A 22,416-nucleotide genomic window follows, 5' to 3' on the forward strand; every position below is an offset into this window, starting at 1 on the left:
ATGGCATGACACAGACAAAGCGTTTGTTGATGGCTGTTGCGGCCGTTTCGCTGCTGGCGGGATGCGTGACGATCAACATCTACTTCCCGGCCGCGGCTGCAGAGAAGGCCGCTGACCGGATCATTGACGAAGTGTGGCAGCTAAAGCAGAGCAAGACCTCGACAAAGACCGAGGAGCAAAACCAATGAAACCGATCTTTACGGCGTTCGTGATCGCGGCCTGCCTGATGTCGCCTGTCGTGCAGGCGCAGGGCAATCTCGAAATCAACACGCCCGGCATCTCAGCCATCAAGTCGTCAATGCAGTCACGGCACGCTCAGCTGGCTCCGCTCTATGCTTCGGGCGCGGTGGGGCTGACTGCTCAGGGTACCTTGGCTGTGCGAGATGCCAAGGCCGTTCCTCTCGCTCAACGCGCGAGTCTCAATGCGCTGGTGGCGGCAGAGAATGCTGATCGCACCAAGCTCTACAAAGAAATCGCCAACGCGAACGGGCATCCGGAATGGGCCTCTCAGGTCCAGAAAACCTTCGCCCAGCGCTGGATCGACAAGGCGCCATCGGGTTGGTACATAGAGCAGGGTGGAAACTGGAAGCAGAAGTGATTCCGCGACTCATATTCGATATCGAAACGATTCCGGATGTTGCCGGGTTACGGCGCCTCCACGATCTGCCCGCCGACTTGCCCGACGATGAGGTTGCCGAGCTTGCCTTTCAGCGCCGCCGCGCTGCCGTGGGTAACGATTTCCTGCCGCACTACCTCCAGCGAATCGTCACCATCTCGTGCGTGTTTCGTGACGCCACGCAGTTCAGGGTTTTCAGCCTTTCGGAACCTGATGCGGACGAGGCACAAATCATTCAGCGCTTTTTCGATGGGATCGAGCGATTCACGCCACAGATCATTTCCTGGAACGGCGGCGGTTTCGATTTGCCGGTACTGCACTATCGGGGCTTGCTGCATGGCGTGACTGCGCCGCGCTACTGGGAAATGGGCGAAGGTGATGTGCGCGATGCGCGGGACTTCAAGTGGAACAACTACATCAGTCGCTACCACAGCCGCCACCTCGACCTGATGGATCTGCTGGCGCTCTATCAGCCGCGCGCCAATGCGCCGTTGGACGAACTGGCCAAACTGATGGGCTTTCCGGGCAAACTGGGCATGGATGGCTCCGCAGTCTGGGGGGCTTATCAGGACGGTCGAATCGAGGAAATCCGCGACTACTGTGAAACCGACGTCGTGAATACCTATCTGGTCTTTTTACGCTTTCAGCTGATGCGAGGCGTGCTAACCTCCGAAGAGTATGACGAGGAATTGAAGGTGGTTCGAGAGGTCCTTGAGGGGATCGGGGCGAACCACTGGAAGGCCTTCTTGTCGGAGTGGTCCTAGCAACCGCGTTTCATCTAATACGGAGAGGTCATGGGTATTATCTGGACAATTCTTGTCGGCCTGGTGGTCGGCGTCATCGCCAAGTTTCTGCATCCTGGCAAAGAAGACCTTGGGTTGATCATGACCTCGTTGCTCGGTATCGCCGGCTCCGTCGTCGCTTCTTTCCTCGGACAGTTTCTTGGTATCTACCACGCGGGCCAGGGGGCTGGATTCATTGGAGCGATCGTCGGCGCCGTCCTGATCCTGTTCGCCTACACGAAACTGAAGAATCGATAATAAATTTCGCTAAGGCGATTGACAGCTGAATACTTTGAGCTATAATTCGGCCTCCTTAGGCGCGTAGCTCAGTTGGTTAGAGCACCACCTTGACATGGTGGGGGTCGTTGGTTCGAATCCAATCGCGCCTACCAAAATTCTAAGGAGCGGGTTGCAGTGGCGTCACGAACTTGTACCGTTATTGATTCATAATCGGTCCGGTACCGCGACGTTTGCGATTCGAACGAAAAAAGTGCGGCTAGCCCGCACTTTTTTTTTGTCCATGAGGTTTTTTCATGCCCAGCATTACGCTTCCTGACGGTTCTGTACGACAGTTCGATCATCCAGTGACGGTGCTCGAAGTGGCGCAGTCGATTGGCGAAGGCCTGGCTCGTGCAGCCCTTGCCGGTAAAGTCGATGGCAGGGTGGTTGATGTGAGCCACACGATTGATCGGGACGTTTCACTGGGTATTGTCACCGCGAAAGACGAAGATGGCTTGGAGGTCATCCGGCACTCCACGGCCCACTTGTTGGCTTACGCCGTCAAGGAGTTGTTTCCCGAGGCTCAGGTCACGATTGGACCGGTGATCGAAAACGGCTTTTACTACGACTTCTCCTACGAGCGAGCCTTTACGCCTGAAGATCTGCAGAAGATCGAAAAGCGGATGAAAGAGCTGGTCAAGCAGGATATCCCTGTTACCCGCGAAGTTTGGCCGCGGGATAAAGCCGTCGAGTTCTTCAAGTCGATCAACGAGCATTACAAGGCCGAAATCATCGCCTCGATTCCTTCGGATGAGGATGTCTCGCTCTATCGAGAAGGCGATTTCGTCGATTTGTGTCGTGGGCCGCACGTGCCGTCCACGGGCAAGCTGAAGGTCTTCAAGTTGATGAAGGTCGCCGGCGCCTACTGGCGTGGTGATTCCAAGAACGAAATGCTTCAACGCATCTACGGTACGGCTTGGGCATCAAAGGATGATCAGGCGCAGTATCTGCACATGCTCGAAGAGGCTGAAAAGCGCGACCATCGACGTCTTGGCAAGCAGCTCGATCTTTTCCATCTGCAGGACGAAGCGCCGGGCATGGTGTTCTGGCACCCACATGGCTGGACCCTGTGGCAGCAAGTCGAACAATACATGCGTCGCACCCTTGATGGGGCGGGCTACAAAGAGGTGAGGACGCCGTTCATGATGGACCGCGCCCTCTGGGAACGCTCCGGTCATTGGGAAAACTACCGCGAGAACATGTTTACCACCGAGTCGGAAAAGCGCGACTACGCGGTGAAGCCCATGAACTGCCCGGCACACGTGGAGATTTTCAACCACAGTCTGCATTCCTATCGTGACTTGCCGCTGCGCCTGGCCGAGTTTGGCTCCTGCCATCGCAATGAGCCCTCGGGTGCGTTGCACGGCTTGATGCGCGTGCGTGGTTTCGTGCAGGACGACGCACACATCTTCTGTACTGAAGATCAGGTGGTTTCTGAGGTCGTGGCGTTCAACGATCTGCTCAAGCAGGTTTACAAGGACTTCGGTTTTGAAGATGTCGCCGTGATGCTCGCCTTGCGTCCGGAGAAACGTGCGGGCACGGACGAAGTGTGGGACAAGGCGGAAGAGGGCTTGCGGGAGGCGCTTCGATCTTCCGGTGTCGAGTGGCAAGAGCTTGAAAATGAAGGGGCTTTTTATGGTCCCAAGATCGAATACCACATCAAGGATGCGCTTGGGCGTTCGTGGCAGTGCGGCACGATGCAACTCGATTTTGTCCTACCCGAGCGCCTCGGCGCCGAGTATGTCACTGTGCATAACGACCGGGCTCGCCCGGTGATGCTGCATCGCGCCATCCTCGGCTCGCTCGAGCGCTTCATCGGCATCTTGATCGAAAACTACGCAGGCAACTTCCCGCTGTGGCTGTCCCCGATTCAGGCTGTTGCCATGAATATTTCCGATCCGCAGGCGGACTATGTCTCGGACGTTGTGCGGCGCCTCCAAAAAGCCGGATTCCGGGTTGTTTCGGATTTGCGGAACGAGAAAATTACGTATAAAATCCGCGAACATAGCGTACGCCGGCTCCCTTATCAGCTCGTGATAGGCGACAAAGAGAAGGAAGCTGGCCTTGTGGCCGTGCGCGCGCGAGGTGGTCAAGACCTCGGACAAATGTCCCTCGATGAATTGATCGAGCGTTGGCAGCGTGAAGTTGATGCGCGTGCCGGCACGGCCTGATTTTGTTCAAAAGAGGAGAGTGGAACCATCGCTCAGGAAAAGAAGCAGCGCGTTAACGAAGAAATTACCGCGACTGAAGTGCGTCTGATTGACGCTGAAGGGGAGCAGGCCGGCATCCAGACGATCCGTGCCGCGCTGGAACTAGCAGACGAAGCCGGGCTTGATCTGGTGGAAATCGCCCCTCTGGCCAAGCCGCCCGTTTGCCGGATCATGGATTACGGCAAGTTCAAGTATCAGGCGGCCAAGAAAGCGCACGAGGCAAAAGCCAAGCAGAAGCAGGTGCAGGTCAAGGAAGTGAAGTTGCGTCCGCGTACGGACGAGAACGACTACCAGATCAAGCTGCGTAATCTGCGCCGGTTCCTGGACGACGGTGACAAGGTTAAGGTGACGTTGCGCTTCCGTGGCCGTGAAATGGCCCATCAGGAGTTTGGCATGCGACAACTTGAGCGCATCAAGGCCGACCTGGAAGAAGTCGCGAACGTCGAGCAGATGCCCAAGATGGAAGGCCGCCAGATGGTGATGGTGATGGCGCCCGTCAAGAAGGTATAAGCAAGGTTTTTCGCCGGAAACGGTGAGCGTTGAATTTCGCCGGTGACGGTGAAAAGTAGGTGAGGGCACCTCGGTGCCCTTTAGACAAGTGGGAGCAGGTCCTCAAATACGCCTTGAGCGTTGCCTGTGACCATGACAAAAAACAGGAGCATTTCATGCCCAAGATGAAAACCAAGCGGGGCGCCGCCAAGCGCTTCCGTGTTCGCGCGAGCGGTTCCGTCAAGCGCGGTCAAGCCTTCAAGCGTCACATCCTGACCAAGAAGACCACCAAGGCCAAGCGTCACCTGCGTGGTGCCACGGCGGTCCATGATTCGGATAGCAAACTCGTCAGCGCCATGCTGCCGTACGCCTGATAGGAGAGAACCATGCCTCGAGTAAAACGTGGTGTAACCGCACGCGCCCGTCACAAGAAAGTCCTTGCCCAGGCCAAAGGTTTCCGCGGCCGCCGCAAAAACGTCTATCGCGTCGCCAAACAGGCGGTGATGAAGGCTGGTCAATACCAGTATCGTGACCGTCGTCAGCGCAAGCGTCAGTTCCGCGCGCTGTGGATTGCCCGTATCAACGCCGCTTCCCGCGAGCTGGGCATGACCTACAGCACGTTCATGAACGGTCTGAAGAAAGCTTCGATCGACGTGGATCGCAAGGTGCTGGCCGACCTGGCAGTGTTCGACAAGGCAGCTTTTGCTGCACTCGCCGAGCAAGCCCGGGCCAAGCTCGCTGCGTAAGCACTCGCAGCGGAAAGAAAGGAGGCCTAGCCTCCTTTTTTTTTCTGACAATCATGGCGCAGTTTCATGAACGATCTTGATTCCCTAGTTTCACAGGCGCATACGGAATTCGCTGCTGCGGCAGATGCCAATGCGCTGGATGTGGCCAAGTCCCGTTATCTCGGCAAGAGTGGCGCCATCACGGTGCAACTCAAATCGCTCGGACAGCTGGCGCCCGAAGAGCGCAAAGCTGCTGGCGCACTGATCAATGCTGCCAAATCGAAGATCGAGCAGGCGCTCGAAGCGCGGCGTGAGGCCATTCGTGACGCACAGCTTGCCGAGCAACTGGCGGCCGAGTCGCTGGATGTCACGTTGCCGGGCCGTGGGAACGGCAAGGGCGGGTTGCACCCGGTCAGTCGCACGATCGAGCGCATCGAGGCCCTGTTCCGTTCCATCGGGTTCGAAGTGGCGGATGGCCCTGAAATTGAAACCGACTTCTTCAATTTCACGGCGCTTAATACGCCGGAGAATCATCCCGCACGCTCCATGCACGATACGTTCTATCTCGAGGGGGATGCGGACGTGTTGCTTCGGACGCATACCAGCCCGGTGCAGATTCGAACGATGCAGGCTCATGCCGCGCGCCACGCAGGTGCCGACCACATGCCCGAAATTCGCATCATCGTGCCGGGGCGGGTGTTTCGAGTCGATTCCGATGCCACCCATTCGCCCATGTTCCATCAGATGGAGGGGCTATGGGTGGGCGAGCACGTCAGCTTTGCTGACCTGAAAGGTGTGATTGCCGATTTCCTGCGCAAGTTCTTCGAGACGGACGATCTTCAGGTTCGCTTTCGTCCCTCTTTCTTCCCGTTTACCGAACCCAGCGCAGAGATTGACGTTGGGTTCATGCATGGCGACATGAAGGGGCACTGGCTCGAGATTGGCGGCTGCGGGATGGTGCATCCGAACGTGCTGCGCCATGGCGGGATCGATCCGGAGAAATATACGGGATTTGCCTTCGGCATGGGCTCGGATCGTTTGACCATGCTGCGCTATGGAATCAACGACCTGCGTCTGTTTTTCGAAAACGATCTGCGTTTCCTTAGCCAATTCAGGTAAGCCACCATGCAATTTTCAGAAAAATGGTTGCGCAGCTTCGTCGATCCTGCGCTCGATACCGAGGCACTCGGCCAGCTCATTACCATGGCTGGTCTCGAAGTCGAAGAGATCAAGCCGGCAGCGGTCGATTTTTCCATGGTCGTTGTCGGGCATATTGTCGAGACTGAAAAGCACCCGGATGCCGATCGCCTTAAGGTGTGCAAGGTCGATGCAGGTCAGGAGGAACTGCTCCAGATCGTGTGTGGCGCCCCGAATGCGGCAGCTGGCATGAAGGTCCCCTGCGCACTGGTGGGCGCCAGGCTGCCCGGGTTTGAAATCAAGAAGGCCAAACTGCGTGGAGTGCCTTCGTTCGGCATGCTCTGCTCAGCCAAAGAACTGGGTATTTCGGACGATCAAGGCGGGCTTTATGTCCTGCCAGATGATGCTCCGGTCGGGCGGGATGTGCGGGAACTGCTTGACCTGAATGATTCCATCATCGAGATCAGCCTGACGCCGAACCGCGCTGATTGTCTGAGTCTTCTGGGCGTTGCTCGCGAAGTGGCCGCACTGACCGACATGCCGCTGACGGCACCTGTCATTGCGCCCGTCGCGCCGGTCATCGACACTCGCCGTGGCGTCGTGCTCGATGCGCCCGAAGCCTGCCCGAGATTCTGTGGTCGTGTTATCGAGGGTGTGAATGCAGCTGCGCCGACACCCGACTGGATGAAGCGTCGCATCGAACGCAGTGGTATCCGCTCAATCAGCGCGTTGGTGGATATCACCAACTACGTCATGCTCGAGCTGGGGCAGCCGCTGCACGCTTACGACAACACCAAGCTCAATGGTGATATTCACGTTCGTCTGGCCCGGCCTGATGAAAAGCTTCTGTTGCTCAACGAGCAGACCATTGACCTTGAACCGGACACCCTGCTTATCGCTGACGAGCGCAACGTGCTCGGTATGGCCGGCATCATGGGCGGCGAGGAAAGCGGCGTAACTGCGCAGACGCGCGACGTTTTTCTCGAGGCTGCCTTCTTTTCGCCCGATGCAGTGGCTGGCCGGGCCCGCGAGTATGGCTTTTCTTCCGATGCGTCACATCGCTTCGAGCGCGGCGTCGACTTCAATGCAAGTCAGGGGGCGATCGAGCGCGCAACTGAGCTGATCGTCAGCATTTGCGGCGGTCAGCCGGGACCGGTCGAGGTCGCTGAATCCCTCGGAAAGCTGCCCGCTCGCAATGCCGTCATGCTGGCGCCGGCGCGTGCCCGGAAGTTGCTTGGCGTCGATCTGGATGACGATCAGATTGCTGCACTGCTGTCCCGCGTGCATCTGGATGTGACCCGTGAGGGCGAGCTCTTCAAGGTTGTTCCGCCATCCTATCGTTTTGATATCGAACTTGATGTCGATCTGGTCGAGGAGCTTGCGCGGCTCTACGGATATGACAACATTCCCGCCTTGGCCCCGCAGGGCACGATGGCCATGCTGCCTCGCAGCGAGGACGCACGTGATTTGTGGATGGTGCGCCGCCAGGTTTCTGATCGCGATTACCAGGAAGTCGTTAACTACGCTTTCATCGAAGAGGCGTGGGAGCATGACTTCTGCGGAAACGGTACGCCCATTCGCTTGGCGAATCCGATTGCCAGCCAGATGAGCGTGATGCGATCGAGCCTCATTCCGGGGTTGGTCAATACCGTCGCGGTCAATCGAAAGCGACAGAATCCGCGCGTGCGCGCTTTCGAAGTCGGTCGTTGCTTTATCGCTGATGCAAATGCAACACCGGTGCCGGGTTATCACCAGCCGGTTCGCGTCGGCCTGATCGCTGCGGGCAGTGTGGCTGCCGAGCAGTGGGGGCAAGCCGCCAGAAACATCGATTTCTACGACATCAAGGGTGACATCGAGGCCTTGTTCGCGCCTGCGCAGCTTCGCTTCGAGGCGGCTGAACACCCGGCGCTTCACCCGGGGCGCTCTGCTCGAATCCTTCTCGACGGCGACGATGTCGGCATGATCGGCGAAATTCACCCTAAATGGGTGCAGAAATACGATCTGGGTACGCCACCGGTTGTTTGCGAGATCGATGCCGATGCTGCGATGAGTTCAAAACTTCCAGTCTATGCCGTGATCTCGCGCCAACCTGCCGTGACCCGTGATATGGCGCTGGTGCTGAATCAAGATGTCAGTGTCGATAGCGTGCTGGACGCGCTCAGGACCGTTGAATCGCCGATCGTGAAGGGAATCGAACTGTTTGATGTCTATCAGGGCAAAGGCATCGATCCAGACAAAAAGAGCCTTGCTTTCAGGGTGTTGATGCAAGATACTCAACGAACCCTTGAAGACGCCGAGGTGGACGCTGCAGTTGCAGCACTCGTCCAGCGAGCCGAGGCAGACTTTGGTGCCCGCCTGCGTGGATAAGGGAAGTTATGATGACATTAACGAAGGCTGAACTGGCAGATCTGCTCTTCGAGCAGGTCGGTTTGAACAAGCGCGAAGCAAAGGACATGGTCGAGGGTTTCTTTGAAGAAATCCGGATGGCGCTGGAGCGTGGCGAGTGTGTGAAGTTGTCCGGTTTCGGTAACTTCCAGTTGCGCGACAAACCCCAGCGTCCGGGGCGCAACCCCAAGACCGGGGAAGAAATTCCCATCACGGCGCGTCGTGTGGTGACCTTTCATGCCAGTCAAAAGCTCAAAGCTGCTGTGGAATCCCTGAGCGATGCAGGAAAGTCCTAATACCGAAGGCAGTGACAGCCTTCCGCCGATCCCGGCCAAGCGTTACTTCACCATTGGTGAAGTGAGCGATCTGTGTGGTGTAAAACCACATGTGCTGCGCTACTGGGAGCAGGAGTTTACCCAGCTGAAGCCGGTCAAGCGGCGGGGTAACCGTCGCTACTACCAGCATCACGAGGTACGGCTGATTCGGCGGATTCGGGAGCTGCTCTACCAGGAAGGTTTCACTATTTCCGGTGCGCGAAACCAACTCAATGCGGCAGCGATTCATGTGCATGAAGATGCCCATGAAGCCGCCGAGTTGAAAGAACGGATCGGCGAAGCTCGTACCGTGCTGGGCAACTTGCTCAACGAGTTGAAAAAAGAGTGATTTGAATTGTGGTTTTGGCTCGCATTGCCTATAATTGCGGGCTCGTGTCGGGGCGTAGCGCAGCCTGGTAGCGCACTTGCATGGGGTGCAAGGGGTCGCGAGTTCGAATCCCGCCGCCCCGACCAAATTCAACATCTGGAGTTGACCACTCCAAACCACTGCAGACTGATAAAAACCCCTTTAAATCAGCCTGTTGCACGAAACCCGCCCGTCAAACCGGCGGGTTTTTTGTTGTCTGGAGTGGTCTGTTTTGGTCGCTTCCGTGGGACAGACGTGGGACAGAATTGGCTCTGTCCCAGTTGATGTCCCCCGCTCAATGGAGGCTCTGGATGGATACGTTGTCCCCCGATGTACTGGTAGATGTCTTCAAAACGTTGGAGATGACCCGAGGAAACCCTGGCGAACGCGTACCCGAGTTCATCAGCCGTGTGCTGTCCGAGTATGAACCGGAGTCATTGCGCCTCCTGATTCAAAAGGCCGTCTTGCATGTAGCTGAAGTTGTGGAGGTGTTACATGATGACGCGAGTAAGGAGCATGTCGAGGGTGTGTGGCGGTTGCTGCAAGATCCAACTAACCTGGAAGTGCTGGAGAAGGCCATAGCCGACACAAGTTGCGGATGAACGTGTTTGGCTTGACCGGTGTGGGCCTCGAGCACCGTCGAGATTAGATGCAACTCTTGGATCGGTGCGCAAACTCACCTCTGAGGGACTCTGATGCAAATACACGCGATAGCCTGTGGGCTATCAAACCAAGGCATAGAGTTAGTCTTTTGGCGGCCAGCCGGGTAGTAGGGAGTGTAGTAGAGGTTTCGTTCCAGCCTGCGGCCGAACAGGTTTGGTGAGACACAGTAAAAGGCCGAACGAAAGGGGCGCTGGACGGATCGGTAGGTTAAATTTTCGCCGTTTGTTCTGAATCGATGACTACTGGTGTGCCTGCTTACTGAGCGTCCAAAGCCGCAGGCCAGAGTTCGGCAAGCGCTGAACGTATCGGTGCCGGGTACCACTGGCCGGGCAAGGTTTCCCGTTGGGACGACGTCGCTTCCACTCGGCTCGAAATAGGCTCTTCACTTTTTTCACTTGTTCTCGAACGCCAGCAAAGCCAGGTGTCGCGTGCAAGGCGTCAAGGTACTGGGTGACTTCGAAGTCGTTGCCGCCGCGGCAGACCTCGAGCGAGCGCAATCTCCAGCCCTCGTAGGCCTCCTGTGTGAGACGCCACGTCCACGCGGGGCGAAGGCTTTCTGCCCTTGGACGCTGCACGAGTTCATACTCCCCGAGCGTCAGCCGGGTGTCGCGCGCATGCACATCGCGCAGCGACTCGAGCGAGTGCGCCGCGTGCGGACCGGGCGTGACCAGCAGACAGAACACGAGGGTGTCCGTATGCGCACGCCACCAAAGCAGGCATGCGGACGCATGCCCGTAGGCGCGTTCCCGGGCCTTCTGATTACGATGCAGATGGACGCCATAGAGTCGCGCGAATTTCATGGCCAGCGGCCTTGCCCGGTCGATGGAGACCTCGCCGAGGGCGTAGTGGCGATAGCCACGTCGGACCTGATCGGCAATTCGTTGCATGAAGACGGACTTCTTGTTGAAGATGAGGGGGTCGTAACGCATCCATCGCTCCTTTTGAGTGCCGCGCGTACGTGCGCGAACAAGCGAAGCGCACCGCGGAGCGGGTTTTATTCGTATAGCGACAGCGTCTCGTGCGTGAGCACAAAGGTTTCCAAGGGCGAAGCCCCAAAAGAAAGCCCCCGCCCGGAGGGCGGGGGCACGAAGGCTGCGCTGCAGGCGCAGGTCATCGGGTTCGGAAGCGGGACCTTATTGGGGAGCGTCGACGCTTTCCCGATGGCGCCGAACGGCTTGAAGAATGGCCAGACGCGCCTCGGGAGCTGGAATTTTTTTGAATGCGGCCAGCGCTTCTCTCATCGGAATACGCTCGCGCGACATGTCGATGCCCACTGCCTGGCACCAGCTCTGAATGCCAGGCTCGCAGCTGCCGGACTGGCGTGCATCGTCAAGCGTGACCTCGCATGGTGAGCGACGATAGCGTTTGACGAATGCATTGATGTCGTCTGTCGTCGTGTCGTTATTGGCGACCCTGGCGCGTTCACTCGCGCGCCGTTTGCGCATGAGTCCCGAGATGGCGGCCTCCGCACTTGTTGCATGAAACGACAGGTCCCCCGAGCGGGCGATGTATCCGTGCTCCGTGACGACAGAGTAGGCCCGGCTCTGGCGTGCCCAGGTCGCCTGAAAGACATCGCACCCATTGACGGTCGTGACGTGCCAGGCGTCGAGGGTAAGGAGTCCATCAAGCAGGGTAAGTCCTTTGCGTTCGACGCGGGTAAGCCACTGCGTGTGGACCCTAATGTGGTGATTGTCTTCGGTTGCACGCCAACCCTTAAACGCGCCCCCATACGTGTCCCAGTTGTATGAAATATCAACTTCGTAACTGGCAGGCTCGCCAGGCTGACAGAACCACACGTAAAAACTGCTTCCACCAGCGGCGCCCCAACGCATTGCACTCTTCGCGGCTTTGACGACGCTCGAGGTGCGAAGCTCATTGAGTCGCTCTTTCACGAGCCCTTTTGGGAGCATCACGGGGGAGCGCGGGCGCTTGGGTGCCGGAAGTGCTCGAATTCCGGGGATTCGGCGCTGGGCGTGAAGCAGATGCCGGACTCTATGCCACTCATCATGCAACGCGACGCGATTGAGCATCCACTCGACGTACTCGTTGCGTCCAGGAAGCCCTGCTGCCCGAAGTGCAGCGATGCAGGCCTTCTTTGTGCGTTTTGGGATGCCTTCTGCAATCTTGATGAGGTGTACTTCGATAGCTGTCGGTGTCTGGGTTTTGGGCGAATTCAACATTGTCTTGGTTCCATTTCAGTATTCGGGACACCGTCTAGCGCATGGATTTATTTGTGCATACGAGGTCGCCGAAATTTGTCTGTGAGATTTCCTAGGCGAAAGGGCGCCGATCGGCCGATCGATAGGCCGGGGCGTTTTTGAATCGCGTCGGGAGAATCAGGAGCGGGGCGTCGGGAATGCTCGATCGCATTGCACCCCGCTCAAGGGAGCTAGGTCACCGACCTGTCACTCGGCAATGCACCGGGCGGTGGCGATGGCCAGCATGTCGTGCAGTGTTGGATACGCTGCATACGTCGCCTGGATGAGCCGGTGGTACGCAAATTCCGTCATGGAGGTGCGTGCTTGTCGGTTCATCGCGCTCATCAGCTGGGCGGAGAAGTCGGCGTCCAGATTCAAGGTTCGAACCGCATTTACGCGAAATTCGCTATCGTCAAAGATGTACAGCGAGAACGGCAGAGGCTGTCCCTTCTTCCATCCCTCGCAGGCTCCGCGAAGCTCGAACGGGTACAAGCCCACATGGTGGGGCAGTGCCATCCAACCGGCTTCGCCAAATTTGACGAAGAGGATGTCTAAGTCGCCGTGTGTCGCCATCGCGAACTGGACTGCTCCGTGCTCAAAGTCGTCGAGCGACTGAAGTTGAGATGTGGGAACGCCGAGGTGAAGCATCGGAGGCGACTTGCGATGCATCATCAGAGTAGTGAACGGCGAATGGAAAACGTCGGAATTTGCTTTCATCTTCATGCTCCTGATTTACGGATAAGTGATTCGGGCAGCAGCCTTGCTGCCCTTGATCAATCGGCATGAAAACGTGCCGCTCAGTTTAATAGACGGATGACGCAGCCAACTGTTACCGACTTTTTGCGCTATACGTAGGGACACTCGTGTGCTGCAACATGGCTGTCGGCCTGCCTGAATTTCGCTAGGAACTCATCGGGGGCCGCCAGCCCCCGATACGATTGCCACAAGCCGGATGGCTTGTACCTCCAGTTGCCAGCTGGAGCAGACTGCGGCAGCCGCATGCCTTTAATCGGGCTGGTGCGGCAATGGATCAGAAGGCATTCTTTCTGGTCCCGCAACGGGGCGCTTTGGGCTGAAATGCCCGATTCGACCCCATTCCCCGAGGAAAGCCCGGGTTTGGGCGACGTGGACATGTGGCGGTCGGGAGTAAATGCCCGACAGGCTTGTCATAGAGAACGTGGGTGACCAGTCCCACTCCGGGGGTGCTCGAGAGGGTAGAACCGGAAGGCGCCGTGGTCAGATGAGGCTGCCGAAATGCAGCAGGGGTATGAGCGAGAGTGGATTACCCGGGCGCGGCAGGCGCAAGCTTGCCGCCTTTCTGAAAGCTAAAGCGGATAAGGGCTCTGAAGAAGAGTCTTGCTGGGTGTGATGCGTGTGTGCGGCCGCAGGCCGTTCAAGCCAGTGTTGATGAAGGTTGTCGAGCGTACCGGAGCCGTCCTGGAAACCTGGGCCCGGAAAAGCCTGCCCTCGCCAGCGTGCGCAAGGGGGGTGAGCAGGGAGACCCTGCAGAGCATTCGACGACGTGAGACAGCACGCTAAGCACAAAACTCTATGACTAACACGGGAAACACCGACCCTGGCGCATTGGCAATGCGTGCAACAGGAGGTGTGGGAGACCGGCTCAGTAGCGACAGCGCCGCAAGGTGCGAGTCGATCCCTGAGTGCTGACTGGCTGATGAGTGCACAGTGGCGAAAGGCCGGAGCAGTTGAAAGTGGCAATCTTTCTTTCACCTTGGCAGGTGATATCGAGTAGTACTTTGTCATGCGATGGCATCGCATGACAACCCGGGTGGCACCGGGGATGACGATGCAGCAGAGCGGGTGTACAGGAAAGGCTGACGCCGCTTGATTGAGGGCCCCCCGACGATTCGGGGGGCTTTTTTGTGCGGTGATTTTCTGTGCGCAACACGACATGTTCGCATGCGCAGATCGTGGTGCCGCCGACGGATAAAACGTCGTCGCTATACGGCGCTATACACACAAGGAGCCGCCCATGCAGATTCGTATCCGTCGCCACACTGTCACCCTGATTCGCACGGTCTATGACCCCAAAATCAAGCGCGGGCGTTCAGTCTCGCTCGGGACATTCTCGCTTGACGCGGATGAAATTCCGCCAGAAATCGACGCGCGCTTGCGCGCCGACGAGCGCGAGCAGATTCAAGCCATCCTTAGACGTCGAAAGACGTCGCGCGAACTCGAGCTTGAGGAAATCGCGGCGCGCGCACTGCCGGCCAATTTGCGCCGTGCGGTGCGCTGGTATGAACGCCAGAACAAGTCCACGGATCTGGCCGCGCTGGCACGCACCTCACGAGACGAATTCAGTCAGTTGCTCGCCGCCATGGTCCGTGCCGGCGTGGGGCGCACGCGCCAGCGCCGCAAGACGTCTAAGTCCTGACTCGGTTGTCTGACGCGGTTTCCTGAACCAGTTGCTACACATAGCAGCAGGAATCGTCCTGCAAACCCAAAAGGACACTCGAATGAAAGAAAAAGGCAAAAACACCCGCGAACGCTTCCAATCCCGCTCCGCCCACCGTAACGAAACCGCCCAGGAGCGCGTTGAGCGGCTGTATGCCGCCAAGGGCGGACCGCTCATTGGCTGGCTAATGGATGAAGCACACGCACGGGGCATGCAGGTCAACCAGCTCGCTGATGCGCTCGGCGTGACCTACAGCTACATCAATCAGCTCAGAACTGGCATTCGCAGCACTGCGGCTATTGGCCAAGGCTTTGCTGAGGCTTGCGGCCGCTTTCTGGGGGTGCCGCCGGTGGTTGTGAAGCTGCTGGGTGGGCGGATTTTGCTGAGCGACTTCTTTACCCCGGACGAACCAGAGGAGCAAATGGTGGAGCGAGCGTTTCGAAGCATGCTCGCTGACCCGGTAGCCCGAAAGTGCCTGCCTGCCGACGTAGGGAATCTCGACCCAGTTGCAAGGCGTGCTTTGGTCCTGATGTACGCCGAAAGTGCAGGGCAGGCAATCTTCCAGCTCGATGCCTTGCCGACGGTGTTGCGTTTCCTGCACAGCGCCGCGCAGGCGCATCAAGACAACGAACTCAAGCAGGTCAATGCAGCTTAAAGCCACACATTGATTCTCTTGCGGGCCTTCGGGCCCGCATTTCTATTTCAGATCGCTACACGTAGTGCAGGACATCTGCGTTTAAAGAGGAAATTCTGAAATGACAGAGCAAATGTGTTTCGGTGGCGATGCCGTTCTTTCACGCTCGAACGATTTTCTGGCTTCGCTGCGAGAGGGCGCTTCACTGGGCCACGTGCTGATGGAAGCAGTATCAGTCGAGGCCGCCCGCCAAGGGCTCAGCCTCGAGGAAGCCGCTCATCGGTGTGGCGTGATGAACGCCTACTTTAAGAAGCTGGCCAGAGACCAGGTGGATGTCGTCTCGGTCCATCCGGCGACATGGCTGCCCTTCGCCGCGTTCCTCTCCATCGAGCCGTCCGTTTTGCTGATTGCCGCAGGGCGACTCGGCCGGGGAGACCTGGACCCTCAAAGCCTCAGCGACAACGCTCTGAAGGCAGCACAACAGGCGGAGGCGCGCTGGTGCGTCACGCCACAGGGCGTGCGCTCGGCAAAACTGGTGAGTTCTTGGGGGAGAAAGCTTGAAGCGCCATGTCCCGCGCCACTGGTCGATGCCGACGTTTCCGCCCTGAATCGCGATGCCAGCCTCTGGAAGCAATTCCTGGGGCGGGTTGGCAAAGTGCCGGGTGGGACACTGCTGAGGTGGTATGCCCAACAGGGCTTGGCACGTGGATGGTCGGTGGAAGTGATGGCCCGAGCTATTGACCTCTCACCGGGTCATCTGGCTGCGCTGTACCACGGGCGACACGACCCGCGCGGTCTGTGTCACACCACGCTGAGTCGTACCGCCCAGGTACTTGGCATCTCGGCGCTGGCGACGATGTGTGCTGCCGGCCAGTTGGGCGCGGCACACGAGATGGGGGTGGCCTGATGACTTCCAAGAACGGCGACAAATTCTATGCTGACGCGTTTGACATCGGATGCAGTGCCTTAGGTGTATATCGCGGGTATGTCGTCACACCCGAGACAATCACCCAAATCACGCAGTCGGAAGCAAGGGGACCGTTCGCTGCAACAGGCTATGGCCTGCTTTTCCAGCTCACGCCCGATTTCATCGAGCGTATCAAGAACGGGGAACAGCAGGCGACGAGCCTGCGGGTGTTTCACTCGTCCAATGACCAGTTGATGCTCTTCATTCGATTCCAGGCCGGAAGTTCGCTCGTGGGTATCGTGCTGAACATTGCCGAGCAGGAATTCGTTGACATGCTGGAAGCGTCAAGAAAGGATGGAAGCCTGACTTTTGTGGGGTATTGCCCGACGACGGGGGAACTCATGAAAACCACCCAGATGCTCGGAAGCGAGAACATCGAGCGGATGTTGCGTGACGCTCGTCGAGCGCTGGCCTTGTCACCAGAATCTCAAGTGTGGGAGTTGGCGAACTCCGCCGTCTGGGTTCTCGAAGAAGAGTGTAAGTCACTGATACCGTCGATAGCAGTCGGAAATGTTGCGGTGTCGGCGATGTTGCCGTCGTACCAGCATTTGAGTGCAGAAAGCATGGTGCATTGAGCGTGGAAATTCTGGAATGATTCGGCGGGCCTTCGGGCCCGCTTTTTTGTGGGTTCAGATCGTGCAGGACAATTACATTGACCGCAGATGCCCCCAGAAGGTGGCGCCCCTCATACGAGGGGCGCTTCAATCAGGTGGGGCGACGCGATGACCTTATGGGTCGGACAGCCCGGTCGGAAGAGAAGGAACAGGGGTCATTCATCGCAGTATCGGCCGGCGAGTCGCGTGCGCACCTGGCGAGCGATGCCTTCGAACATCCGGTCTCCATCCACAAAATAGACATGTGTCTCGCGCCCCGTCGAGGCGTAGCCCGCCATGGCGGTGACGACGTCCCTGAACATATCGGCATCAATGCGTCGGCATAACAGCTGCATGTCAGGCGCCCAGGTCTCACCGTCGTAGAGCGATAGCAAAAAGGCATTCAGCGGAACGGTGCTTCCGCCCTGGTGGCGGTCGCATTGCTCAAGTATTCGCAGCAGCGCTCGAGCCACCGGGTCCTCCACGTACTCGTCTTTCAATCTCACGGGCAGGTCTGTGAGCATTCCCATTTTCGATGTCTCCGCAAAAGGCAACATTGCCTCTCTGGTCTAGCGAGAGCGTTTATATGCGGCGGCGACCGACGACTATTGTGTCGGAGAGCCCGTCAGCAAGTGGAGCCTTGAACTGAAGACAATCGAAGAAAGATTCGTATGCGATCAACTCTGTGCCGTATCCGGACAGAAAAGATAAACAGGGCTGATTAGACGTATTCCACAGGCCGCGCGGAGCGGGCTGGACAAAGCGCCTCACCTGCACACGCCCAAGGCGATGGTGCGAGGCGTTCGGAACAGACTGCGATGCGGGTAAGGCGATTTGCAGCGACGTTCCGATGCGGAGCGTCCGATGGTACAGACAAACGAACAACTCCTGCTCGCACTGGACTGCGAGGAGCCGTACCTGATTCATCAGCCCGAGTTGCCCGGGTTCATTTCGATTCTCGTCCAGGGGAAGGACGGACGAAAACGTCAGCAGCCGCACAGGCTCGAAGCGCTGCCGAACGTGCTGGAACGCCTGACTCCGGACCTGGATACATGGATTTCCCAGGCGCAGTTTCGCAAGCCCAACAGGCGTGCGGTCAATGTCTGGCGAATGCCGGTCGCTTTCGTCGACATCGATACCTACAAAATCCCTGCGCTGCAGGGGCTCTCGGTTTCAATGCTGCTCGCGCGTCTCCTGATGACGTGCGATGACGCGGGTGTTCCGGAGCCCAGTCTAGTGGTGTGGTCTGGCCGAGGCCTGCAGGCGAAGTGGGTTTTTGAAAGTCCCGTGCCGTCTAGGGCGCTGCCGCGGTGGCAAGCGCTGCAGAACGAGCTGTGTCGGCGTTTGGCTCCCATCGGCGCAGATCTGATGGCGCGTGATGTGTCTCGCGTGCTGCGCCTTGTCGATACCGTGAATACGAAGTCAGGAGAGCGTGTGCGCCTGGTCCATCAGGCGAGCGTGCCAACGATGGGTGGAATTCGGCGAGGGCAGAACATCGTCTACGCGTTTGATGCGCTCTTCGATGAACTGATGCCAGTCACTCGGGGGGAGTTGGACGCGCTTCGTGTCGAGCGGGACGAAAATGCAGTTCGTCATGAACTTGAGCGCTCGGCACGCGTTTCGCAAGGGGGAAGGCTGACGCTGCTGCACGGCGGAAAAGCCAACCTCAAGGGCGGTATAGAAAATCTGCGCCCATTTGTTCCAAGTCAGCTCGCGTGGGATCGGGTGGGCGACATCCGAAAGCTGGCTGAACTCCGCGGGTGGGGGAATGGTGCTCCGGCCGGCGAGCGGAATCTGCCCCTTTTCCTCTGTGCGTGCTTTCTTGCGCAGGCGCTCATCGTCCCGAAGCTGGAATTCGAGCTCGCGGCATTGGCCCGAGAATTGGCTCCCACCTGGACACGTGCTCAGGTCGGCTCCTGTGTCTCGGCGGTCTTTGAACGAGCAAAGGCGGCCGCTCGGGGCGAGACGGTGACTTTCGGGGGTATTCAGGTGGACCCGCGCTACCGTTGGAAGAACGCGACGCTCATTGAGCTTCTTCAGATACGTCCTGAGGAGGAGCGCCAACTCGCGACAATCATCAGTAAGACGGAGTCGCGCCGTCGGTCCGCCGAGCGCTCGCGTGCCCAACGCGAGGCGAACGGGGCGCAAAACCGTGCTGAGTGGCGTGCTTCGCACAGTGCGAAGCGTCTGCAGGCCGTGAAGATGCGAGAAGAAGGTGCCACGTGGCAAACGATTGCGGAGGTTTGTGGCTACCCTAGTAAGGACGCTGCGCGCATGGCCTACCGGTCAGGCGGGGGCTGATCGGGCGCTCGTATTCTGAGGCCACGATACCCTGCCAGCTTCGCGAGCCCCGGAGGCCTCGCGGCTGCGCCGCGTCCTCCTATCGGACCCGTCTTTTTTATGCTCGCCCGAGGCGAGCCACCATTCGCCCATATCACTGGCTGCGCCACTCACATACATACGGACGGACTTTTTCACCCTGGCGCTTCTCTCGTGTTCTCCGCCGCCCTGCAGCGTCGACGTTTCGATGCCAGACCTACCGTTTTCAGACATGCTCACTGGCTCTCGGTCAAATGTTCCGAGCCAAACATAGGCCGAAAGTGCTTACGATTCCCAGGGTAGTCCAAAGCCGCAATCTGAACGGATGTTACAGATGCTCTGACATTCTCTGCTCCGCACTCGGGCACAGTTCAAAGCATTTGCATATACTTCTGTCTTTTCGAATAAACGAGCGATCCGAATGCCAGCAGCTAGAATACCTGTCCTCGATGTTCTTAAGAATGTCTCTGACGCTCTTCAGGAGCGAGTTCTAGCGCCTCGTGGACTGACAATGCGTCGTTGTGGAAATAAAGTTCCCCAATTGGAAGAGAGTGTATCCTCAACAACTGGATTTTGGGATGTTCCAAATAGCAAACCTAAACGCTGGATAATCCAAGTTGTGCAGACACCTACCGGGGCGGACGCTCGTTTTTCTCTCGACGAGCGTGGTGATCAATTCAAGTCATCTAGGTTACTCGGCTATATCAATAATTCCAACGGTGGTCCATGCGCCGTCACGGCATTCCGTGTACTGCTATCGGTTTTGCCCTTGGGTTCAACTAATTGGATTTTTCCAGATGGATGGGAATGTATCCTGCTAATTGCGTTCAAGGAACCGTTGCCGCCGATGCATTCCGGACCGACCTTATCCGAATTCGACCCAACAGAGCGAACAATTAAATTTGGGCCCCCGAACGAAAAGGAAGCCTTGGGATTCGACAAGATCGCTCTTTTGAAGGTCCCTGGGGGTGAGGTTCTTCCATCGGGCCCTGGATATGATGAGGCGGTAAATTCTGTTGCCGTTTTGACCGGAGCTACGATCGTCGACGGTTCGTCTACTAGTGAATTGAGCATGCTTGTCGACGAATTCGAGGATCTATTTTCCGTTGGAGCGGCTGTCGGTTCGTTCGCCCTCGCCGAGGACACAAATCTCTCCGGCGTCGACTCAATGGTCTATAAGCAAATCGAGGCCGCCGTTAACTCGGGTAAGAGGCACATTATTCTCTACGGCCCTCCCGGTACAGGGAAGACGACGCTGGCGGAATATCTCGCCCGAGAACTTTCCGAGTGGGAGGAGGGGGACGGCTCCACGCTGATGTTGACAGCATCATCCTCGTGGAGCGCTCAGGATCTGGTCGGCGGCTATCAGCCCATGGGCGGGGGGAAAATCGGCTTCATCCCGGGCGCATTGCTGCGCGACTTCGATAAGCCTGCAATTATTGACGAGTTAAATCGCTGCCCAATCGACAAGGTTCTCGGCCCGCTGTTCTCCGTCCTCAGCGGACAGTCATCGGTGCTTCCCTGTCGCGTTGACGTTGCTAACCCTGCCAGCCCCTTTTACGTGGTTTATCCCGAGCCTAGGCAGGGGATGGCTGCGCACGAGTTTGCCCCGGGGTCGGCTTGGCGCCTTATTTGCACCCTGAATACCTATGACAAAACACAATTGGGCCAGATTTCCTATGCACTAAGTCGCCGCTTCGCATGGATTAAGGTCGGAGCTCCGGCAGATACGGTTTCCTTTGTGACGGACATCGCGGTGAAAAAGGGATTCGCGGCACCGAGTCCAGCCGATCCCCATCCGGTCGCGAAAATGTGGTCAGAGGTAAACTCAGTTCGAGAAATCGGCGGTGCGCCTGTCATTGACTTTCTTGTGTCCCTGCGCTCCATTGAGCCGGCTGCAAATCCGTTCGAAACCCCCGCCGGTTCCGCCGTGGAGGCTTATCTCGCGGCTTTCAGAATGTGCATTCTTCCTTTGATGGATGGACTTTCGCCCAGGCAGGCAGCAGACCTGGCTAAGGGGGTGGCCGACATCTGGAGGCTGGACACCTCGAAGGCGGCCCAATTACTGGTTGACTGCCAGGAGTTTGCTGCTTGACCAGAGAGGAGCGTCTGGACGCGCAGTGCGTCCGAGGTCTCATTCGCTGCCTTCGAGCGGGTGATCGTGCCGGATTAGCAGCCTCAACAGTAGGCGCTCGCGCCGAGGATGTTGAGGCCCTAAAGTTCTGGTGGTCGCTCTCCGACGAAGTGGGCGAATTGGCCGAGCGCGTCCGAGCGAACCCTCGCGAGATAGCCGGCTCGATAGCCGACGAGGAGCGAATATCCGAGGGCGAGATAGCCGGGGTTCTCGACGCCTCGGAAACGGCGAGACTTCAAGCGCGAGTGGGGGACCCATGCCTTTTCGTGGTCACCGAGCCTTCCAGAACTTGGCTGTCAGGCCCCAATAGGGTACTGGCCCTCACCCTTGCCGAAGCGCTTAGAGCGCTGAGTTCAGGGCTGTCCGACTATAAGGGAAAGGCGGCGCCAGATTTTGCCTCTCGGCGCCTGATTCTTCTCGAGGAGGCGCTGCGCTCGTCGGCGCTACGCGAGATTCTGTCGTCTCCTGCCGGTCGAACCAGACTTACCTCATACGACAGACGGCAGGCTGGCAAGGCCAGGGCGCCGCTTTACAGGCTTGCCGTGGAGGCCTCGGAGAGCCTTCGGGCGGTAGAAAGTTTAGACGAGCACGCTCTCGCCTCCTTGTTCACGCAGACCTTGCTGCCGGCATTTGAGCCATGGCGCAGATTCGAACTCGCTACGCTACTTGCTTGTGCGGAGGCTGTCTCCAAGGCTAGATCGCAGCCGGTCGAGCTTGATCCATTTTTCTCCTCTCGTCGTCCTGCGGCCAGAATCGGCGAGGCGGAAATACGTTGGCAGAAAGTCATGCCCGCTCGTCCGGATTCCGTTCTGGAGCCTGCGGAGTTAAGGGCACGTAACCTAGCCTCGTTCCTCGGGGTCACTAAAGGGTCCGGAAGAGCTGACCTTACCTTAGAACTCGAGGGAAAGGTCATTGCTCTCGTTGAGTGCAAGTGGTTCGGAAGTCCTGAATCCGTTCAAGGGGCGGTTCTGGAAGCGAGCCCCCAGTTGGTCGGCTACGCGCTAGACGAGGCGCATTTCAACGGCACGGACCCGGATATACTTTTGTCGCGCAGCCTCCTTGCGGTCGCTGACCGAGGTAAGGTCGCGTTCTCGGACGGCAGTGCAGGACTGGCCTGCGCCGACTTGTCGGACATGGAATCGGGTGCTCTCGCCAAATGGGCCGCCAAAGTTGCGGCCCTCTGGTAGT

Annotated in this window: 24 protein-coding genes and 2 tRNA genes; 22 read left to right on the top strand and 4 right to left on the bottom strand. The window is 58.1% G+C overall.

Annotated features, from left to right (window positions below; genetic code table 11):
* Positions 1 to 5: 5 nt before the first annotated feature.
* The 15 genes from J0W34_RS07930 (at position 6) to J0W34_RS08000 (ending at position 9,906) form a co-directional block, all read left to right on the top strand.
* A complete protein-coding gene (locus tag J0W34_RS07930; protein ID WP_230971282.1) occupies positions 6 to 188 on the top strand; it encodes a hypothetical protein in 183 nt (60 codons plus the stop codon).
* Positions 185 to 598, top strand: a complete 414-nt coding sequence (locus J0W34_RS07935; RefSeq protein ID WP_230971283.1) for a YdbL family protein — start codon at positions 185 to 187, stop codon at positions 596 to 598. The genes J0W34_RS07930 and J0W34_RS07935 overlap by 4 nt, the downstream gene beginning before the upstream one ends.
* Entirely contained in the window at positions 595 to 1,380 is a 786-nt protein-coding gene (locus J0W34_RS07940; protein ID WP_227815046.1) for a 3'-5' exonuclease, read from the top strand. The genes J0W34_RS07935 and J0W34_RS07940 overlap by 4 nt, the downstream gene beginning before the upstream one ends.
* A gap of 30 nt (positions 1,381 to 1,410) precedes the next feature.
* Positions 1,411 to 1,656 (top strand): GlsB/YeaQ/YmgE family stress response membrane protein, encoded by a 246-nt coding sequence (locus J0W34_RS07945; RefSeq protein WP_227815045.1) that lies wholly within the window; start codon positions 1,411 to 1,413, stop codon positions 1,654 to 1,656.
* Positions 1,657 to 1,713: 57 nt separating this feature from the next.
* Positions 1,714 to 1,790: transfer RNA gene (locus J0W34_RS07950), tRNA-Val, on the top strand.
* A 141-nt stretch (positions 1,791 to 1,931) separates the two neighbouring features.
* Positions 1,932 to 3,848, top strand: coding sequence for a threonine--tRNA ligase (gene thrS / locus J0W34_RS07955; protein WP_227815044.1), 1,917 nt, complete (start codon positions 1,932 to 1,934; stop codon positions 3,846 to 3,848).
* A gap of 27 nt (positions 3,849 to 3,875) precedes the next feature.
* Entirely contained in the window at positions 3,876 to 4,397 is a 522-nt protein-coding gene (gene infC / locus J0W34_RS07960) for a translation initiation factor IF-3 (protein WP_227815114.1), read from the top strand.
* A 155-nt stretch (positions 4,398 to 4,552) separates the two neighbouring features.
* Positions 4,553 to 4,750: a 50S ribosomal protein L35 gene (gene rpmI, locus J0W34_RS07965; protein ID WP_227815043.1), complete on the top strand. Its 198-nt coding sequence runs from the start codon at positions 4,553 to 4,555 to the stop codon at positions 4,748 to 4,750.
* Positions 4,751 to 4,762: 12 nt separating this feature from the next.
* On the top strand, positions 4,763 to 5,122 hold the full coding sequence (rplT, locus tag J0W34_RS07970) for a 50S ribosomal protein L20 (protein WP_227815042.1): 360 nt from the start codon (positions 4,763 to 4,765) through the stop codon (positions 5,120 to 5,122).
* A gap of 66 nt (positions 5,123 to 5,188) precedes the next feature.
* Complete coding sequence (pheS, locus tag J0W34_RS07975; protein WP_230971284.1) at positions 5,189 to 6,220, top strand: phenylalanine--tRNA ligase subunit alpha; 1,032 nt, start codon at positions 5,189 to 5,191, stop codon at positions 6,218 to 6,220.
* A 6-nt stretch (positions 6,221 to 6,226) separates the two neighbouring features.
* Positions 6,227 to 8,605 carry a phenylalanine--tRNA ligase subunit beta gene (gene pheT / locus J0W34_RS07980; RefSeq protein WP_227815040.1) on the top strand — a complete coding sequence of 793 codons (2,379 nt, stop codon included), beginning with the start codon at positions 6,227 to 6,229 and terminating at the stop codon, positions 8,603 to 8,605.
* A gap of 11 nt (positions 8,606 to 8,616) precedes the next feature.
* Entirely contained in the window at positions 8,617 to 8,919 is a 303-nt protein-coding gene (locus J0W34_RS07985) for an integration host factor subunit alpha (RefSeq protein WP_227815113.1), read from the top strand.
* A complete protein-coding gene (locus J0W34_RS07990; protein ID WP_227815039.1) occupies positions 8,903 to 9,286 on the top strand; it encodes a MerR family transcriptional regulator in 384 nt (127 codons plus the stop codon). Before J0W34_RS07985 ends, J0W34_RS07990 begins: the two co-directional genes overlap by 17 nt.
* A gap of 48 nt (positions 9,287 to 9,334) precedes the next feature.
* Positions 9,335 to 9,411, top strand: a tRNA-Pro gene (locus J0W34_RS07995).
* A gap of 204 nt (positions 9,412 to 9,615) precedes the next feature.
* Positions 9,616 to 9,906, top strand: a complete 291-nt coding sequence (locus J0W34_RS08000; RefSeq protein WP_230971285.1) for a hypothetical protein — start codon at positions 9,616 to 9,618, stop codon at positions 9,904 to 9,906.
* Between the two features lie 300 nt (positions 9,907 to 10,206).
* On the opposite strand, the gene J0W34_RS08005 is transcribed toward J0W34_RS08000, so the two are convergent.
* The 3 genes from J0W34_RS08005 to J0W34_RS08015 form a co-directional block, all read right to left on the bottom strand.
* Complete coding sequence (locus J0W34_RS08005; RefSeq protein ID WP_230971286.1) at positions 10,207 to 10,896, bottom strand: hypothetical protein; 690 nt, start codon at positions 10,894 to 10,896, stop codon at positions 10,207 to 10,209.
* Between the two features lie 204 nt (positions 10,897 to 11,100).
* Positions 11,101 to 12,147: a hypothetical protein gene (locus tag J0W34_RS08010; protein WP_230971287.1), complete on the bottom strand. Its 1,047-nt coding sequence runs from the start codon at positions 12,145 to 12,147 to the stop codon at positions 11,101 to 11,103.
* Positions 12,148 to 12,372: 225 nt separating this feature from the next.
* On the bottom strand, positions 12,373 to 12,882 hold the full coding sequence (locus J0W34_RS08015) for a hypothetical protein (RefSeq protein ID WP_230971288.1): 510 nt from the start codon (positions 12,880 to 12,882) through the stop codon (positions 12,373 to 12,375).
* Between the two features lie 1,276 nt (positions 12,883 to 14,158).
* Between J0W34_RS08015 and J0W34_RS08020 the strand changes: the two genes are divergently transcribed.
* The 4 genes from J0W34_RS08020 to J0W34_RS08035 all read left to right on the top strand — a co-directional run bounded on the left by J0W34_RS08020 (position 14,159) and on the right by J0W34_RS08035 (position 16,757).
* Positions 14,159 to 14,560, top strand: a complete 402-nt coding sequence (locus tag J0W34_RS08020) for a hypothetical protein (protein ID WP_230971289.1) — start codon at positions 14,159 to 14,161, stop codon at positions 14,558 to 14,560.
* 82 nt (positions 14,561 to 14,642) lie between these two features.
* Positions 14,643 to 15,236: a helix-turn-helix domain-containing protein gene (locus tag J0W34_RS08025; protein WP_230971290.1), complete on the top strand. Its 594-nt coding sequence runs from the start codon at positions 14,643 to 14,645 to the stop codon at positions 15,234 to 15,236.
* A gap of 100 nt (positions 15,237 to 15,336) precedes the next feature.
* Complete coding sequence (locus J0W34_RS08030) at positions 15,337 to 16,122, top strand: helix-turn-helix domain-containing protein (protein WP_230971291.1); 786 nt, start codon at positions 15,337 to 15,339, stop codon at positions 16,120 to 16,122.
* Positions 16,122 to 16,757: a hypothetical protein gene (locus J0W34_RS08035; protein ID WP_230971292.1), complete on the top strand. Its 636-nt coding sequence runs from the start codon at positions 16,122 to 16,124 to the stop codon at positions 16,755 to 16,757. The genes J0W34_RS08030 and J0W34_RS08035 overlap by 1 nt, the downstream gene beginning before the upstream one ends.
* 194 nt (positions 16,758 to 16,951) lie before the next feature.
* Here J0W34_RS08035 and J0W34_RS08040 read toward each other — a convergent pair whose 3' ends face one another.
* On the bottom strand, positions 16,952 to 17,305 hold the full coding sequence (locus J0W34_RS08040) for a DUF7673 family protein (protein WP_230971293.1): 354 nt from the start codon (positions 17,303 to 17,305) through the stop codon (positions 16,952 to 16,954).
* A 334-nt stretch (positions 17,306 to 17,639) separates the two neighbouring features.
* Between J0W34_RS08040 and J0W34_RS08045 the strand changes: the two genes are divergently transcribed.
* From J0W34_RS08045 to J0W34_RS08055, 3 genes are all read left to right on the top strand, one after another.
* Entirely contained in the window at positions 17,640 to 19,076 is a 1,437-nt protein-coding gene (locus tag J0W34_RS08045) for a hypothetical protein (protein WP_230971294.1), read from the top strand.
* 439 nt (positions 19,077 to 19,515) lie between these two features.
* A complete protein-coding gene (locus J0W34_RS08050) occupies positions 19,516 to 21,189 on the top strand; it encodes an AAA family ATPase (protein ID WP_230971295.1) in 1,674 nt (557 codons plus the stop codon).
* Positions 21,186 to 22,415 (top strand): hypothetical protein, encoded by a 1,230-nt coding sequence (locus J0W34_RS08055; RefSeq protein ID WP_230971296.1) that lies wholly within the window; start codon positions 21,186 to 21,188, stop codon positions 22,413 to 22,415. The genes J0W34_RS08050 and J0W34_RS08055 overlap by 4 nt, the downstream gene beginning before the upstream one ends.
* Position 22,416 lies beyond the last annotated feature (1 nt).

Source organism: Nitrogeniibacter aestuarii, from assembly GCF_017309585.1.
GTDB classification, from domain to species: Bacteria; Pseudomonadota; Gammaproteobacteria; order Burkholderiales; family Rhodocyclaceae; genus Nitrogeniibacter; species Nitrogeniibacter aestuarii.

Excerpts from the sequence above, each read along its gene's own strand:
- J0W34_RS07930 (WP_230971282.1), top strand. The coding sequence starts at position 6 with ATGACACAGACAAAGCGTTTGTTGATGGCTGTTGCGGCCGTTTCGCTG.
- J0W34_RS07935 (WP_230971283.1), top strand. The coding sequence starts at position 185 with ATGAAACCGATCTTTACGGCGTTCGTGATCGCGGCCTGCCTGATGTCG.
- J0W34_RS07945 (WP_227815045.1), top strand. The coding sequence starts at position 1,411 with ATGGGTATTATCTGGACAATTCTTGTCGGCCTGGTGGTCGGCGTCATC.
- thrS (WP_227815044.1), top strand. The coding sequence starts at position 1,932 with ATGCCCAGCATTACGCTTCCTGACGGTTCTGTACGACAGTTCGATCAT.
- rpmI (WP_227815043.1), top strand. The coding sequence starts at position 4,553 with ATGCCCAAGATGAAAACCAAGCGGGGCGCCGCCAAGCGCTTCCGTGTT.
- rplT (WP_227815042.1), top strand. The coding sequence starts at position 4,763 with ATGCCTCGAGTAAAACGTGGTGTAACCGCACGCGCCCGTCACAAGAAA.
- pheS (WP_230971284.1), top strand. The coding sequence starts at position 5,189 with ATGAACGATCTTGATTCCCTAGTTTCACAGGCGCATACGGAATTCGCT.
- pheT (WP_227815040.1), top strand. The coding sequence starts at position 6,227 with ATGCAATTTTCAGAAAAATGGTTGCGCAGCTTCGTCGATCCTGCGCTC.
- J0W34_RS07985 (WP_227815113.1), top strand. The coding sequence starts at position 8,617 with ATGACATTAACGAAGGCTGAACTGGCAGATCTGCTCTTCGAGCAGGTC.
- J0W34_RS07990 (WP_227815039.1), top strand. The coding sequence starts at position 8,903 with ATGCAGGAAAGTCCTAATACCGAAGGCAGTGACAGCCTTCCGCCGATC.
- J0W34_RS08000 (WP_230971285.1), top strand. The coding sequence starts at position 9,616 with ATGGATACGTTGTCCCCCGATGTACTGGTAGATGTCTTCAAAACGTTG.
- J0W34_RS08005 (WP_230971286.1), bottom strand. The coding sequence starts at position 10,896 with ATGCGTTACGACCCCCTCATCTTCAACAAGAAGTCCGTCTTCATGCAA.
- J0W34_RS08010 (WP_230971287.1), bottom strand. The coding sequence starts at position 12,147 with ATGTTGAATTCGCCCAAAACCCAGACACCGACAGCTATCGAAGTACAC.
- J0W34_RS08015 (WP_230971288.1), bottom strand. The coding sequence starts at position 12,882 with ATGAAAGCAAATTCCGACGTTTTCCATTCGCCGTTCACTACTCTGATG.
- J0W34_RS08020 (WP_230971289.1), top strand. The coding sequence starts at position 14,159 with ATGCAGATTCGTATCCGTCGCCACACTGTCACCCTGATTCGCACGGTC.
- J0W34_RS08025 (WP_230971290.1), top strand. The coding sequence starts at position 14,643 with ATGAAAGAAAAAGGCAAAAACACCCGCGAACGCTTCCAATCCCGCTCC.
- J0W34_RS08030 (WP_230971291.1), top strand. The coding sequence starts at position 15,337 with ATGACAGAGCAAATGTGTTTCGGTGGCGATGCCGTTCTTTCACGCTCG.
- J0W34_RS08035 (WP_230971292.1), top strand. The coding sequence starts at position 16,122 with ATGACTTCCAAGAACGGCGACAAATTCTATGCTGACGCGTTTGACATC.
- J0W34_RS08040 (WP_230971293.1), bottom strand. The coding sequence starts at position 17,305 with ATGGGAATGCTCACAGACCTGCCCGTGAGATTGAAAGACGAGTACGTG.
- J0W34_RS08045 (WP_230971294.1), top strand. The coding sequence starts at position 17,640 with ATGGTACAGACAAACGAACAACTCCTGCTCGCACTGGACTGCGAGGAG.
- J0W34_RS08050 (WP_230971295.1), top strand. The coding sequence starts at position 19,516 with ATGCCAGCAGCTAGAATACCTGTCCTCGATGTTCTTAAGAATGTCTCT.